The 14,952-nt window shown below is 60.9% G+C and carries 14 protein-coding genes and 1 pseudogene; 4 read left to right on the top strand and 11 right to left on the bottom strand.

Going from position 1 to position 14,952, the window contains the following annotated elements:
• Positions 1–29: 29 nt before the first annotated feature.
• The 6 genes from LG385_RS03690 to LG385_RS03665 form a co-directional block, all read right to left on the bottom strand.
• Positions 30–1,046 carry an MraY family glycosyltransferase gene (locus LG385_RS03690; RefSeq protein WP_225772503.1) on the bottom strand — a complete coding sequence of 339 codons (1,017 nt, stop codon included), beginning with the start codon at positions 1,044–1,046 and terminating at the stop codon, positions 30–32.
• Positions 1,043–1,993, bottom strand: coding sequence for an NAD-dependent epimerase/dehydratase family protein (locus LG385_RS03685; RefSeq protein WP_225772500.1), 951 nt, complete (start codon positions 1,991–1,993; stop codon positions 1,043–1,045). The genes LG385_RS03690 and LG385_RS03685 overlap by 4 nt, the downstream gene beginning before the upstream one ends.
• Positions 1,990–2,901, bottom strand: coding sequence for a glycosyltransferase (locus tag LG385_RS03680; RefSeq protein WP_263974671.1), 912 nt, complete (start codon positions 2,899–2,901; stop codon positions 1,990–1,992). Before LG385_RS03680 ends, LG385_RS03685 begins: the two co-directional genes overlap by 4 nt.
• A 21-nt stretch (positions 2,902–2,922) precedes the next feature.
• Complete coding sequence (gene rfbA, locus LG385_RS03675; RefSeq protein WP_225772495.1) at positions 2,923–3,810, bottom strand: glucose-1-phosphate thymidylyltransferase RfbA; 888 nt, start codon at positions 3,808–3,810, stop codon at positions 2,923–2,925.
• A gap of 256 nt (positions 3,811–4,066) precedes the next feature.
• Entirely contained in the window at positions 4,067–4,801 is a 735-nt protein-coding gene (locus LG385_RS25500) for a CatB-related O-acetyltransferase (protein ID WP_318781382.1), read from the bottom strand.
• Between the two features lie 172 nt (positions 4,802–4,973).
• Positions 4,974–6,383 carry an MBL fold metallo-hydrolase RNA specificity domain-containing protein gene (locus LG385_RS03665; protein ID WP_225772494.1) on the bottom strand — a complete coding sequence of 470 codons (1,410 nt, stop codon included), beginning with the start codon at positions 6,381–6,383 and terminating at the stop codon, positions 4,974–4,976.
• A gap of 243 nt (positions 6,384–6,626) precedes the next feature.
• Here LG385_RS03665 and LG385_RS03660 point away from each other — a divergent pair, with 243 nt between their 5' ends.
• Together LG385_RS03660 and LG385_RS03655 are read left to right on the top strand one after the other, a co-directional pair.
• Entirely contained in the window at positions 6,627–6,905 is a 279-nt protein-coding gene (locus LG385_RS03660) for a hypothetical protein (protein ID WP_225772492.1), read from the top strand.
• Between the two features lie 16 nt (positions 6,906–6,921).
• Entirely contained in the window at positions 6,922–7,461 is a 540-nt protein-coding gene (locus tag LG385_RS03655) for a cysteine hydrolase family protein (RefSeq protein ID WP_225772490.1), read from the top strand.
• On the opposite strand, the gene LG385_RS03650 is transcribed toward LG385_RS03655, so the two are convergent.
• Positions 7,458–7,736 carry a lipopolysaccharide assembly protein LapA domain-containing protein gene (locus LG385_RS03650; protein WP_181111590.1) on the bottom strand — a complete coding sequence of 93 codons (279 nt, stop codon included), beginning with the start codon at positions 7,734–7,736 and terminating at the stop codon, positions 7,458–7,460. The two genes, LG385_RS03655 and LG385_RS03650, sit on opposite strands and share 4 nt — an antisense overlap.
• Before the next feature lie 17 nt (positions 7,737–7,753).
• The gene (ihfB, locus tag LG385_RS03645) at positions 7,754–8,053 is read right to left on the bottom strand and encodes an integration host factor subunit beta (RefSeq protein WP_181111589.1); all 300 of its coding nucleotides are present in this window, start codon (positions 8,051–8,053) and stop codon (positions 7,754–7,756) included.
• Between the two features lie 298 nt (positions 8,054–8,351).
• Here ihfB and LG385_RS03640 point away from each other — a divergent pair, with 298 nt between their 5' ends.
• Positions 8,352–9,677 carry an MFS transporter gene (locus LG385_RS03640; RefSeq protein WP_225772488.1) on the top strand — a complete coding sequence of 442 codons (1,326 nt, stop codon included), beginning with the start codon at positions 8,352–8,354 and terminating at the stop codon, positions 9,675–9,677.
• 217 nt (positions 9,678–9,894) lie between these two features.
• A complete protein-coding gene (locus LG385_RS03635) occupies positions 9,895–11,232 on the top strand; it encodes a hypothetical protein (RefSeq protein WP_225772486.1) in 1,338 nt (445 codons plus the stop codon).
• Between the two features lie 48 nt (positions 11,233–11,280).
• Here LG385_RS03635 and rpsA read toward each other — a convergent pair whose 3' ends face one another.
• From rpsA to LG385_RS03620, 3 genes and pseudogenes are all read right to left on the bottom strand, one after another.
• Positions 11,281–12,963 (bottom strand): 30S ribosomal protein S1, encoded by a 1,683-nt coding sequence (gene rpsA / locus LG385_RS03630; RefSeq protein ID WP_225772484.1) that lies wholly within the window; start codon positions 12,961–12,963, stop codon positions 11,281–11,283.
• Positions 12,964–13,098: 135 nt separating this feature from the next.
• Entirely contained in the window at positions 13,099–13,785 is a 687-nt protein-coding gene (cmk, locus tag LG385_RS03625; protein ID WP_181111584.1) for a (d)CMP kinase, read from the bottom strand.
• A 192-nt stretch (positions 13,786–13,977) separates the two neighbouring features.
• Positions 13,978–14,883: pseudogene (locus LG385_RS03620) on the bottom strand (prephenate dehydrogenase/arogenate dehydrogenase family protein); the annotation flags it as partial.
• Between the last annotated feature and the right edge of the window lie 69 nt (positions 14,884–14,952).

Here is a 14,952-nt window from a genome sequence, read left to right as displayed (position 1 = left end):
AATCTGCCTGAAAAGTTGTGCTTAACGACCTACTCACTAACGCTTGGCTCCTTACCGTAGCGCTTAAAGTGGACAACTACAATGAATAGTGGAACGAAAGCCACGACCGTACTAATTCCTGCGTGCAGACCAGCGGCCATAAGACCGGCTAGCGGCAACAACCACCCTAAGTTAACCACCGCCACTGCCGCCGTCACCTTCCCATGCCCCCACCTCTGCGCAGCATGCTGATACGCATGGCTGCGGTGGGCCTCATACACCTTCTCTCCCCTGCGCAACCTCACCACCAGCGTCCAAGTGGCATCGACCACAAACACTCCCATCAGCACCAACCCCGCCCAGAATACCTGTGGCGCATGCGAGGCTATCTTCAGCCATAGCAGCCCAATCACTAGCCCAAGGAACCCACTGCCTGCATCGCCCATAAAGATCTTCGCAGGCGGCAGGTTCCAGCACAAAAAGCCCGCCGAGGCTGCAGCCAGAAGCAGTGCCAAAGTCACATCAGCGGGTGTGGCGTACAGGTAGCTCAGCCAAGCCAACCCTAGGCACACCGTCACCGCTTGCACCCCGGCAATCCCGTCGATCCCGTCCATAAAATTGTAGAGGTTGAGCAGCCATACCAACCCGACCACCAACGGGATCGCGAGCCACACGCCGCTCAGGTATACAGACCCGTACAGCGGCACAATCGGCCAGTTGGCCAGCAAGGCAAGGCCAAGCCCTGCAGCGATAAAGTGACCGAGCAAGCGCCAACGGGCGGCGATATGCCCATGGTCGTCGGCAAACCCTATGGCGGCAACGCCCAGGCCGGGGATAGCCAGTACGCTCGCATCAGCCACTGTCAGCAGCTCCAAGTACACGGCAACGGGGAGCCCCAGCAAGAAAGCGCCCACTATCCCGACTCCGCCGCCGCGCGGGGTGGGCACGGTGTGCGAGCTACGGGCGTTAGGCACGTCCATGAGCTGCTTGCGCAGTGCGTAGTTGCGTATAGCCCCGGTAAGCAGTATCGACAGCACGAATACGGCGAGGCAGAGAACTACGGTCACTTCAGCTCCTTTTGGTACGCCTTTGCCGCCAGGCGCAGGCCTTCACTTTGCGGAAGAGGCGGTACCCAACCTAACCGGGTGGTGGTGTGTTGCAAATCTACTTCCAGTGGATCGCATAGCCGGCTGATCACCGCACGCTTGCCGAGGGCCGTGCCGGCGAGGCGCAACCACGCGGCCGGGATGGGTAGTAGCCTTGGCTTTCGGCCGAGCGCTTCCGCCAGGGCGGCCATCAGCTGCGTGGTGGTGGGTTGTTCAGCATCGCGGGCAAGGAATATCCCCGTAGCCGCAGGCGCGTCGGTGCAGTGCACGGTAAGGTCCGCCAGGTTTTGAACAGCGATCATGTTTCGGCGATTGTGCAGCGCCCCGAAGGGCAATGGCCAGCCTCGGTTGAGCGCTTTCATCATTGCCCGGAAGTTAGCCTTTACGCCTGGCCCGTATACCAACGGCGGACGAATGATTGCCACCTCAAGCTCCCCCCTGCCCGCGAGGCTGAGCAGCGCTTGCTCCGCTTCGAGCTTGGATTGGCTGTATGGGTCCTGTGGCGCGGGCACGTCGTCAGGGGTAAAGGGGCCGCGGCCAAACGTGGTTTCGCCATTCACCTTGATGCTGCTGATGAACACGAAGCGTCGAACGCCGCACTGGACAGCGTGCGCGGCTAATCGAGCTGTCGCTTCGGCGTTGGCGGCACGATAGGCCTGAAGGGGATCGTTATCGGTATCGGCCATCACATGAACGCGGGCGGCGCAGTGGATTACGGCGTCTATGCCGGCAAGGTCGGGTAACCCCTCCGCAAGCAGGTCATACGCCACTGCCCTCCCCGGCCCTGCCCAGCGCTCGGGCTGACGTACCGCGGCGATCGGGTGTACATCTGGCAGCTGAGCCAGGCGGGCCATCACCGCAGCGCCTACAAAGCCAGTGGCGCCTGTAACCAGTACGGAACGGCTCATGGGCGCGAGCCTCCGGCCACAGCCTGCAGCAGGCAAAGAGCAGCGAAGTAGAACCGGTCACGAGATCGGCGGCGGCAGTGCCGGGCATGGGTCGCGAGCCAGAGCAAGCCACGGCGGCCATTGTTCAGTTGCCCGCGCAATGGCGAGGGGCAACCTACCAACCGGGCAATCAGGTGAATTTGGGTAAACCACCAACCATCACGGATGCGCCGAAGCCTGGCGAGGGACTGTCGTATACCTACGTTGGCGCCAACCAAGTTGCTGGCATGCTGCCGATATCGCATGCCCGACTCGGCATCGATGAACCACACCCGCCCGCTGGCACGCACGAGTGCGTACAGGTACCAGTCCTGCAACGTGATGCCGCTCAAGGCTTCGCGCTGCTCCTGCACCTTCGCCTTTACGTAGCCCGCCAGCGCTTTGGTAAAGACATAGGTACACCCCGGCCCGGCTGCTTCGAAGTAATGGTCATAGGCTACTTGCGGCTGTGCTTTGTGCAGCAGCTGCGTGCGGCCGTCGGGCCAGAAGGCGGTCACGTTCGAGGAATAGGCCTCGCAGGCCTGGGCTTGGAGTTGCTGCGCGGCACGTTGCAGCTTGTGAGGCAGCCAATGATCGTCCTGGTCACTCAAGGCAACGAGATCGAAGCTATCGAACGGAACCGTTGCCAGAAGGCGGAAGAAATTCGCTGCAGCACTACCAAACTGCTCACCCGTCGGCAGCACGTGAACCCGCTGATCTGCGGCGGCGCGTTGGTGGCAGCGCTCGAGCGTGTCGTCCTCGCTCGGGTCTACGCTGATGAACAGCTCAACGGCAACGTCGCGCTGCGCCAGAATGGTATCGATCTGCTCGTCTATCCATTGGCTACCATTGAACGCGGCCATGAGGACAGCGACGCGCTCACCGCTCAACGTTCAAGCCCGACGCAGGCGTTACAGCGTGCTTTCACTGGCAATCTTCAACAGATACTGCCCATACCCGGTCTTGGCCAACCGGCGCCCTTGCTCCAACAGCGATTCCTTGGAAATCCAGCCTGCATGGAACGCGATCTCTTCCAGGCACGCCACCTTTAGCCCCTGCCGGTGCTCGATGGTATGCACGAAGTGGCTGGCTTCAAGCAGCGATTCATGGGTGCCGGTGTCCAGCCAGGCGAAGCCACGGCCCAGCAGTTCTACGTTCAGCGAGCCTTGTTCCAGGTATACGCGGTTGAGGTCGGTGATCTCCAGCTCGCCACGCGCCGAGGGCTTGATGGCCTTCGCAATTTCTACCACTTGGCTGTCGTAGAAGTACAACCCGGTGACGGCGTAGTTGGACTTGGGCTGGGCGGGCTTTTCTTCAATGCTGAGGGCGCGGCCCTGTGCGTCGAATTCCACCACGCCGAACCGCTCCGGGTCGGCCACGTGATAGCCGAACACGGTGGCGCCATGCTGCTGATGGGTCGCAGCGTGGAGGTTGTCGGAGAAATGCTGCCCGTAAAAGATGTTGTCGCCCAGGATCAGGCAGCTGGGCGCGCCTGCGAGAAATTTTTCGCCGATAAGGAACGCCTGAGCCAAACCGTCCGGGCTGGGCTGCGCGGCGTATTCGAGCTTCAGCCCGAACTGGCTGCCATCGCCCAATAGCTTGCGGAAAGAAGGGAGGTCATCTGGGGTAGAGATGATCAGAATTTCCCGCATGCCTGCCAGCATCAGCACGGACAACGGGTAGTAGATCATCGGTTTGTCGTAAACCGGAAGCATCTGCTTGGACGCACCCAGGGTTAGCGGGTGCAAGCGCGTGCCGGAGCCGCCGGCCAGAATGATGCCTTTGCGAGGGGTCGCCATGGTACAGGTTCCTTTTGCTATGCCTTTGCCCTCACCGGGCCGGCTTTCCATAAATGCCTCACAAGGCAGCGGCCTCGCAGGCGCGAAACGTATTGCGCCCGGTTATCGCAAGGCTGCGTAGCCGGGAAACAATACCAAAAACAAGGGTATGAATGAAGGGCACAGTAAAGGGACGGTTCTGAATCAAACCTTACAGAGCGCACCTGCACTCTTGGAATCTCGCTCGAAATCCCAAGGTTGCATCTGCCCGCTTGATTTAGCCCATCTTGATACGAAGCGGGAGGTTACTCACCTTGAGCGTGGTGGTTGGCAGGCGTTGCAGCGGGCGATTACTCCCTAATTGCGCTATCAACAGGCTCGGGTTCTCGATAGCGAGACTGCCTAAGGCTTCCAGCGGGTATTCCCACCAGGAGGTCGCCATAAGGGCATTGCGTGTGGCTTCATCGAACCGGTACCGAACCACCCTCGCCGGGGACCCAGCCACGATGGCGTAAGGGGGCACATCTTTGTTTACCAGAGATTGCGCCCCTACCACCGCGCCCGTGCCGATGGTTACCCCCTTCATGATGATTACGTCCCGGCCTATCCATACGTCATGACCAATGGTGGTAGGGAAGTCTGGCCCCGGGTCTGTAGCGCTTTGCGCGTCTGGCGCCTGGTCCAGCCTTGCCTTGAGTACCGCATGGCTGGTCGACAACCAATCCAGCGGGTGCGATCGCCTGTCCTGGCCAATCACCACCCTGGCGGCCACTGAGCAATACCGGCCAATATGGCTGACATGGTGCAGTTCGCTCCCACTGACGATGTCGGTGTAGGCGCCTATCTGCAGTTGCCGGGAGAAGATCTTTATGTCGTGCAGCTTCACGCCTTGTTCAAGCGTGAGCTCCCCCTCGTTCCTGAGGCCGCGAATGCCGCTGTCGAGCCGGCAGTGGTTGCGGGCGAGCCCGCGCTTGAGCCTGGCATTCAGCCACAGCCGCGTGAATACATTCATTACGGGGAAACCGGTCCTTACTGAAGGGCTGGGCGCCCCAAGGCTGCAAAGTGTTGCATGATACTAACGCGAGAGGGGTTTTGCCGCTCGCGCCATTGCAGCCTTCGCACGCTTCCGTGGCCCATGCTTGCTACGAACCTGGGCACAACGGCGATAGCGGGCGCGACCTACTTCAGGGCTCCTCTATCACACGGGCATCAGGCTGTGCTTCACGCAGCGCCTTCGCCAATGCAGCCTTGGCCTTGAACTCACCATGCACCAACCGCACCTCTTTCGGCGGCGCCTCTATTCCGCCCACAAACGCCAGCAACCCCGCTTGGTCGGCGTGGGCCGAGTACCCCTCGAGCGTGGCCACACCAGCGCGAATGTCGTAGCGCTCGCCATCAAGGTCAATACCAAGAAAGCCTTCCGCGCCCTCCGCCGCCTGGATCACCGCACCTGGGGTGCCTTTGGCCTGGTACCCGGAAAACAGTACGTTGTGCCGAGGGTGCCTGAGCATGGCCTTGAGGTAGTTCACGATCCGCCCCGCCGAGCACATCCCATTGCCGGCAATAACGATGGCCGGGCGCAGCGTGCTGCTAAGGTAGTTGACGGTGCGCAGGTGTTGCTCGTGGTTGTCGATGGCAATCAGTTGTGGGAACGCCAACGGCGACTGGCCTGCTTCGGCACGTGCTTGCGCTTCTTCGTTCCACCACGGCTGCAGGTCGCGATAAGCCTGGGTGATTCGGCTTGCCAGCGGGGAATCCAGGATTACCGGCAATTGCGGCCAGTCCACGATGTCTGAGGTGTCTCCCCTGCCATGGCTCAGCGCCCTGTGGCGAATAATGGTTTCGATATCGGCCAACAGCTCCTGCGCGCGCCCCAGGCTGAAAGACGGAATGAGGATAGTGCCCTGGTCTTCGAGGGCCTGTTCGATCAGGCGGGCCAGCCGGGCCACGCGATCTTCGCTCCCGCCATGCATTCGGTTGCCATAGGTGCTTTCCAGCACAAGCACATCGGCGCGCTCTGGCGGCACAGGGGGCCTGAGCAGCGCGGAGCGGCCGCTACCCAGGTCGCCGGAGAATACCACTCGCGTGCCCCCTGGCTCGCCCGGCTGCTGTATATCGAGCTCGACGTAGGCCGACCCCAGCACATGGCCGGCCCGCTGCAGCCGCAAGCGACAGCCTGGCTGGTCAGGCAAGGCATTCCACTGGCCGTAGGGCAAGGCCACTGTTCGCTGGGCGACCAGGGCGAGGTAGCGTTCCACCTTCGTCTGGTCCCGGGAGACCATCAGTTTGAAGGCGTCTTCGAGCATCAGCGGCAATAGCGTTGCCGAGGGCTCGCTGCAGTAGATAGGGCCATCGAACCCGGCCGCCAGCAGCCAGGGAATACGGCCGATGTGGTCCAGGTGTACGTGCGTTACGACCAGCCCGGCGACGTTTTCTACGGGGAAGTCGATTGCGTTGCGGCGGCCGCTGGCTTCCCGCCCTTGGAACAGGCCGCAATCCACGAGAAGGCTTCGGCCATTGCCTAGCTGAACCTGATGGCAGGACCCGGTGACGCCTTGGTGGGCACCGTGGTGGGTAATATCTGGATACGGCACTGGCTCCATTCCTTTGTGCGAGGGGGAGCGGGATTTAGCCGTGTATCCATCCGGAAACCCTATAGGCGCTGATCCGAAATACTTCGTGAATCGTTGATTCGTAAGTAAAGTTTTCTACGCTTCGGGCCTTGTTTGAGGTAGGTTTGGGGTATCAGGCCGTAGTCGCCGATACAGGGCGGACAACTACGTATAAAGCCGTGCAGCCATGGGCAACGCACCCGGGCAATGATCATAAGGGCGGGCATGAAACGTTTTCTGGTGGCGATAGCAGTGCTGGCGTTGTGTGGGTGTGCGGCGGATTCGCAATCCCAGATCCGGCAGGGGAAAAAGGGCCTCAACATCAGTTGCTCGGGGCTTACCTCCTCGTGGAACCGCTGCTACAAGCGAGCGGAGAAAGCCTGTGGCGGTGACTACAAGGTGCTCGCCCGCTCGGGCCAGGACGGCGAAGACGCCAGCGAGTACCCATTCGGTATCAACCCGGCGGGCTATACCAGCCGCAGCATGATTGTGTTGTGCCGCTGATGCGGCGGCATGCGCAATGAGCGCGGCACTGCTGATCATCGACATGCAGCAAGGCATGCAGGCGCCGCACCTCGGCCGCCGCAACAACCCCGACACCGAACACAATATTGCCGCGCTGCTCGGCCATTGGCGCGAGAGGGCCTGGCCGGTGGTGCACGTTCGGCATATTTCCCGGGCCGTCGGGTCGGTGTTCTACCCTGGGCAGCCGGGTTGCGAATTCCAGCCCGCGCTTGCCCCTTTGGCGAGCGAAGCGGTATTCGAAAAGAACGTGCCCTGCGCCTTTACCGCCACCCAGCTGGAGCGCTGGCTGCGTGTTCGCGGTATTGACGATGTGGTGGTGGTTGGGGTTATAACGAATAATTCGGTCGAAGCTACCGCACGGACCGCAGGCAACCTGGGGTTTGCGGTAACCGTGGTCGCGGACGCGACCTACACCTACGATCAGCAGGACCTGAGCGGGCGGTTATGGCCGGCCGAGGATGTACATGCGCTGTCCTTGAGCAACCTGGCGCTGGACTACGCGGCCATCGCTACTACGGCTGCGCTACTGGCCTAGGCCTGGCTGGCAGGTACACTGTTTACCTTCTGCCGAATGGCTGCCCGGCGCAACCGCCGACGGCCCCGCATCGCGATGAACCATCCAATCAGCGGCCCCACGGCCAACCCGGCCAGCAGCGCAAGCAGCACCACTACCGATAGCGGCCATTCAGGGCTTGTGAACCCAAGGAAGCTCAAGGCCACCTTTTGCGGGTTTTCCAGTACGAACAGCAGGCATACCGCCGCCACGACCAGAACAACAACAACTTGCAGCAGGCGCGTGAAGCTACGCACGGGCTTTCCTCCAGAGGTCAGGCGCTGTCGCGCTCTTCGTCTTCATTCACCCGGTCACGCAGCTCCTTGCCAGGCTTGAAATGCGGAACGAACTTGCCGTCCAGGGTAACCGACTGGCCGGTCTTCGGGTTTCGGCCCACCCGCGGTGAGCGGTAGTGCAGCGAGAAACTGCCGAAGCCGCGGATTTCGATCCGGTCTCCTGTGGCCAGGGACTGGGACATCTGCTCGAGCATGGTCTTGATCGCCAGCTCTACGTCTTTCGACGATAACAGGCCCTGATGCGTGACTATGCGTTCGATCAGTTCGGACTTCGTCATGTTTTTCCCTTCTTTATCAAGAAGCTAGGAAACCGCAAGAAGGTTGTAGCACGGTGAACCGGGTTTGAACAGCCCGCATCTTGACTTTTTGGAAATCCGAGCGGAGGCGCTACCAGCCTTTAAAAACAGGCATCAATTTGTTGACGCCGCCGCCTCGCTTCATAGAGAACGTCTTTAAGTAGATAGCCTTAATTTCCCACTATGTGGGATTGATAATCATATATTGAGCGAACTTTAAAACTACTTTAGGGTGGGCTCAGCTCTTAAGCATCCATAACAACAACAGCCCGAGGTTCCCATGGCTCAACCGAACCTGGACGCCGGCCTTCACGCCAGCACCATCAAACGCCTCAACCTGAAGCTCATCCCGTTCCTGATGCTGCTGTACATGGTTGCCTACATCGACAAGTCCAACATCTCTGTGGCGGCGTTGCAGATGAACGCCGAACTTGGCCTTACCGCTCGTATGTATGGCATAGGGGTGGGCTTGTTCTTCCTCACGTACATCCTACTGGAGGTGCCGAGCAGCCTGATCCTGACGCAGGTAGGGGCGCGGCGCTGGATCGCCCGCATCATGATTACCTGGGGCATAGTGGCGGCCGGCATGAGCCTGGTGCAAAGCGCCAACCAACTCTATGGCATGCGGCTGCTGCTGGGTGCGGCGGAGGCGGGTTTCACGCCCGGGATCATCTACTACTTGTCGCAATGGTACCCGCGCACCGACCGGGCCAAGGCCATGTCCTTCTTCTACATCGGCGCCGCGCTGGCCTCGGTGATCGGCTTGCCGTTGTCCGGCGCCTTTTTGCACCTGGACGGTTACTTCGGCGTCAGCGGCTGGCGCTGGCTGTTCCTTCTCGAAGGCCTGCCGGCGGTGGTGCTGGGCGTGGTTGTGCTGCGCTACTTGCCTGACACACCCGAGCGCACCCACTGGCTGGAACCCGCCCAGGCCACCTGGCTAAGCCGTACCATCGCAGCGGAACAGGCCAGCAGCCCTATTTCACACCACGTGGGCTGGCGCAAAGCCTTTCAAAGCCGGCAAGTATGGCTGCTTAGCCTCTTCTGGCTGTTGCAGGCTTTCGGGACTATCGGGATTACCCTCTTCCTTCCCTTGATCGTCAAATCGGTCTCCGGCCAGGCTTCGTTTACGGTTAGCGCACTGTCAGCGCTGCCCTTCCTGTTCGCTTGCGTATTCATGTATTTCAACGGCACCCATTCAGACCGCAAGGGCGAGCGAGCCAGGCACCTGGGCGTGCCATTGATGCTTGCAGGGGTGCTGCTTGCGTTGGCAGTGGTATCGGGCCACCCGTGGCTCGCTTATGGGCTGCTGGTAACAGCGGTTGGCCTGAATTGGGCGGCCACGCCGGTGTTCTGGGCCACTACTACCGAGTACTTGTCTGGTGCAGCTGCCGCGGCCTCTATTGCACTGATCAACTCTATCGCGAATATCGCAGGGCTTGGGCTGCCGCCGGTGATGGGCTGGATCAAGGACAGCACCGGTAGCTATGACTATGCCCTTCTCCTGGTGGCAGGGGCGTTGTTGGCGGGGGGTGTGTTGGGGCTGTATCTGGCGCGGGCGCCCAAGCCAGCGGCGATTGGCGAGGGGGTTGGTGCGAAGGCCGGTTGAATAAGGTGGTGCAGTCCATTCCCGGGCTTTGCCGGAAGGCCGGCCCCCCCCGGTCCCACATACGAATGCTAGCAACATGCGGTAAGGAAAAAGCGGCTGAAAAACCATTCAAGATTATTTTACGCTTCGGCCTGATTTACGCCTTTACGAGTCTTTCGACCAGGGATGACAGACTCTTTGCACGGATATGTCCCGCTTGAACAAGTGACTACCGCACATGGCGATCAGGCTAGAGCTACACACCGAGGATCCGGAAGAGATCGCGTTTATCCAGCGTTACTGGGCCACGGATGAAGACGGGGCTTTTATCGAGAAGGTGAACGAGCTCGTTCCCTTCAGGGAAATTACACAAGGTGGCGCCATTGCCGCTTTCGTGCGGCAGCGGTGCACGGCGTACGACCAAAACCAGCCCTGCAAAACCTGCGGGGCGCCCATCGAAATATCCAGCCGTTCGGAATTCAGGAAGCAGCCGCCGGTGCGGGCATTCGCCATGTGCAAGGCCTGCCAGCAGGCGGCGCTAGCGCTCAGGCAAGAGCAGGAGATCGCAGCAGCAGCCGAGCTGGCCGTGCGTTTGGCCGAATATGCCGAAGCGCTCAACGACCAAACCTGTGACTACCGTGCACTTGGAGATGATCTCGCGCTTGTGGTGTTGGCGCTCGAGGCCGCTATCACCCCCCGGCTAACAACCGGTACGTTCTCGGTGAAAGATTGCGAGGCGCTGTGCGCCGGTGATGCCGGGCCATACGTACAGCGCCTGCTGGAGGCGGGTGTGCTGATGGAACGCCCGCTGGAGGCGGAAGCCGGCACCTATTACCTCAAGGACGACAGCTTATGGATTCGGCGAGCCCAAGCGGTTTATGCCTTGGCACCGGACCCGAACCTGGGATCGGCAAATTCTGTACTGGAGGTAGTTTCCAACCGGGAACTCACCGACGGCCACGCCCTCGCTCAGCTGTGGCTCGACTATGCCGTTCAAGACGTGATGCATTACTTCATGAGCGAATGCCACACCTACAACCACGAACTCTCGGCCGAGGAGCTACTGGATATCCAGAGTAGCTTTCGCAGCGCGTTGGGCACCTACAGCGTTGCGCAGCTGTGGTCCGTGGCCTGGCGGGTAGTGCGCGATGCTGCCAGCCTGGCAAACCGCACGTACTACAACCGGGAAAAGGCGGCGGCCACGCTGCCGGGCAAGGTGCGCCGCCACATGGAGAAAGTGGACCGCGAAGCCGCGCCCCTGCGCGCCTGGGCGCGCCGTGAGGAACATCCGGCGGGTACGCTGGGCATGGTGTTCTGGGAGTTGTTCGAAATTGACGAAAACACTACCGGTGCCGACGCATTGCTGATGTTTTCGCGAATAGGCTTACAGGCGGAGGTACCTGCTTGCGAAGCGGCCTTGCTGGCGCCTGCTACCGAGCTGATGCAGGCTGCCGTGGCGGAAAACAGGGTGCCGGAGATACTGCTGGAGTTTGCGGCACTGATCGGGGGCGGGGTAAGCGTGCCGGAGGCCATACGCTCGATCAGGGAAAACCACCCGGCGCTTGGCGGCAAATAAAAAAAGGGGTGACCGAAGTCACCCCTTTTTTTCAATGGTAGACAGAACTTAGTTCTGCTTTTCCATTTGAGCGCGGAGCAGATCACCCAGGGTGGTCGGACCGGCGCTTTCCGAAGCTGGCTTGTCGCGCAGGCTTTGGATGGCTTCTTTCTCGTCTTCAACGTCTTTCGATTTGATCGACAGTTGGATAGCGCGAGATTTGCGGTCGACGCTGATGATCTTGGCTTCGACTTCTTCGCCTTCTTTCAGAACGTTGCGCGCGTCTTCAACGCGGTCACGGCTGATTTCGGAGGCTTTCAGGGTAGCTTCGATGTCATCGGCCAGGGTGATTACAGCGCCCTTGGCGTCAACTTCTTTAACGATACCGCGGACGATGGCGCCCTTGTCGTTAACTGCAACGAAGTTGGAGAACGGATCGTCTTCCAGCTGCTTGATGCCCAGCGAGATGCGCTCGCGCTCAGGATCAACGGACAGGATAACGGTTTCCAGCTCGTCGCCCTTCTTGAAGCGGCGAACGGCTTCTTCACCGGCTTCGTTCCAGGAGATGTCGGACAGGTGAACCAGACCGTCGATGCCGCCGTCCAGGCCGATGAAGATACCGAAGTCGGTGATCGACTTGATGGTACCGCTGATGCGATCGCCCTTGTTGAACTGGCCGGAGAAGTCTTCCCATGGGTTGGACTTGCACTGCTTGATGCCCAGGGAGATACGACGACGCTCTTCGTCAATGTCCAGAACCATGACTTCCACTTCGTCGCCAACCTGAACGACTTTCGACGGGTGGATGTTCTTGTTGGTCCAGTCCATTTCGGAAACGTGCACCAGGCCTTCCACGCCTTCTTCCAGCTCTGCGAAGCAGCCGTAGTCGGTCAGGTTGGTAACGCGTGCATTCACGCGGGTGCCTTCCGGGTAGCGAGCCTTGATAGCAACCCATGGGTCTTCGCCCAGTTGCTTGAGGCCCAGCGATACGCGGTTACGCTCGCGATCGTACTTCAGAACCTTGACGTCGATCTCGTCGCCAACATTGACGATTTCGGAAGGATGCTTGATGCGCTTCCAGGCCATGTCGGTGATGTGCAGCAGACCGTCCACGCCACCCAGGTCGACGAATGCGCCGTAGTCGGTGAGGTTCTTGACGATACCCTTGACCTGCTGGCCTTCCTGCAGCGATTCCAGCAGCGCTTCGCGCTCGGCGCTGTTCTCGGCTTCCAGGACGCTACGACGGGAAACGACAACGTTGTTGCGCTTCTGGTCCAGCTTGATGACCTTGAACTCGAGCTCTTTGCCTTCGAGGTGAGTGGTGTCGCGCACTGGGCGCACGTCGACCAGGGAACCCGGCAGGAACGCACGGATGCCGTTGACGTCGACGGTGAAACCGCCCTTGACCTTGCCGTTGATGACGCCCTTGACCACTTCTTCGGCAGCGAAGGCAGCTTCCAGAACGATCCAGCACTCGGCGCGCTTGGCTTTTTCACGGGACAGCTTGGTTTCGCCAAAGCCATCTTCCACCGCGTCCAGCGCGACGTGAACTTCGTCACCGACCTTGATGGTCAGCTCGCCAGCTTCGTTGAAGAACTGCTCGAGCGGGATGACGCCCTCGGACTTCAGGCCAGCGTGTACAGTCACCCAGTCGCCGTCGATATCGACAACGGTACCGGTGATGATGGCGCCAGGCTGAAGATTGAGGGTTTTCAGGCTTTCTTCAAAAAGTTCTGCAAAGCTTTCGCTCATTTTAATTCCTGTAGATTGAGCCGGAGGCCGGCCCACAACCACGATCCAGTTAACGTGGGCTGCGTTCAAGTAAAGGAAAGCCTTCCGGGGTAGCGGCCATCGCCGCTTACGCTGGAACCCCGTGAGCCTTCCGGGTCAGGCGAGATCGCGTTGTGCGACCTCGCTCATGATTCGATCGAGCACCTGTTCGATGGACAACTCGGTGGAATCGAGCTGTATGGCGTCGGCGGCCGGCTTGAGCGGGGCCACCGCGCGTTGGGTGTCGCGCTCATCGCGCACACGTATCTCATCCAACAGACTCGCCAGACTAACATCATCGCCCCGGGCCTTCAACTGCAAGTAGCGGCGTCGGGCACGCTCTTCCGCGCTGGCGGTGAGGAAGATCTTCAGCGGCGCGTCAGGGAAGACCACGGTTCCCATGTCGCGCCCGTCGGCGATCAGGCCTGGCTGGTCGCGGAATGCCTTCTGCCGCTCGAGCAAGGCTTCGCGCACGGCGGGAATCGCGGCAACCTGTGAAGCGCCGGCACCCACCTGCTCATTGCGAATGGCCTGGGACACATCATCCCCTTCAAGGATGATGCGGTCCAGCCGATGATCCGTCGCCGCGACGAATTGCACGTCAAGGTGCCTGGCCAGCAACACCAGGGCCGCTTCGTTGCTCAGGGCCACCCCGTGATTGCCGGCGGCGAAGGCCAGCAAGCGGTAGAGAGCGCCGGAATCCAGCAATTTCCAGCCGAGCTTTTCAGCCAGCTTGCTGGCAACAGTGCCTTTGCCCGAGCCGCTTGGGCCGTCGATGGTGATGACCGGAGCTTGAAAATTCACAACGTTCCCTCTTTTGACGCCTGCATTCCCGTGCGCCTGGCGCCCGAGGAATACGCAAATGAAATGGTGGCTGCCCGACCGCTACCGCTGCTGCGGCGCATGATACCCGATCTGTGTTGCGAGGAAATTCTGCAGAGGCACCTCAAACCGGTAGGAAGCGGGTTATTCGGCACCCTGGTAGGGTTTGGCCTTGGCGCGTTTGGCAAGGATTTCACCGAAGTGTTCACGCGCCGCGCGTGCCTGGGTGAACGTGCGCAGCAGCTCTTCGCTGTCGCGCTGGTCCACGGCCTCGCGCAGGGCGTCCAGGTCTGCCCGGTAGATATCCAGCTGGCGCAACACGGCGTCTCGGTTGGCTAGGAAGATGTCGTGCCACATCACCGGATCGCTGCCCGCAATACGGGTGAAGTCACGGAAGCCGCCAGCGGCGTAGCGGAAGATCTCCAGGCTTTCGTCGCGACGGGCCAGGGAATCCACCAGGTTGAACGCCAGCAGGTGCGGCAGGTGGCTGGTGGCGGCCAGTACTTCATCGTGGCGGTCCACGGCCATGTGTTCCACATCAGCCCCAAGCGCTCGCCATAATGCGTCCACCACGGCCAGCGCGGCGGGCTCGGTTTCGGCCAGGGGCGTGAGAATGACCTTGTGACGCTGGAACAACGCACTGTTGGAGGCCTCTACCCCGCTCTGCTCCGACCCCGCGATGGGGTGTCCAGGCACCAGCCGGTGAAGCCGGGCAGGCATTGCCGCCCGGGCCGCCTGCACGATGCTGCCTTTGGCGCTGCCCACGTCAGTGATGATCGCATTGCCCAGGTCGAGCTCGGCGAGCATGCCAAGCACACGTTCCACGGCCAGGATCGGCACCGCCAGTTGAATCACATCAGCGCCGGTGCAGGCATCGGCCAGCGCCGCCACGCAGCGGTCGGTTACGCCCAGTGCCACGGCGCGCTCGCGCGAGGTGGCATTGAGGTCCACGCCTACCACTTCGGCGCACAGGCCGCTCTCACGCAACCCTTTGGCGAAGGAGCCGCCGATCAGGCCCAGGCCTACCACCACTAGGCGACCGATGAGCGGCGCAGCGCCGTTGGAGTGTTCATTCAACATGGAGAGGTCCGGGAAGCCTTGGCCGCGGCGGCAAACGCCGCGTACCGGGTTAAACAATGCGGCCTTCGC

The organism is Pseudomonas sp. Marseille-Q5115 (assembly GCF_916618905.1).
Lineage (GTDB): Bacteria > Pseudomonadota > Gammaproteobacteria > Pseudomonadales > Pseudomonadaceae > Aquipseudomonas > Aquipseudomonas japonica_A.
The sequence above is the reverse complement of the archived record's forward strand: the minus strand, read 5'-3'. Positions and strand labels throughout refer to the sequence as shown.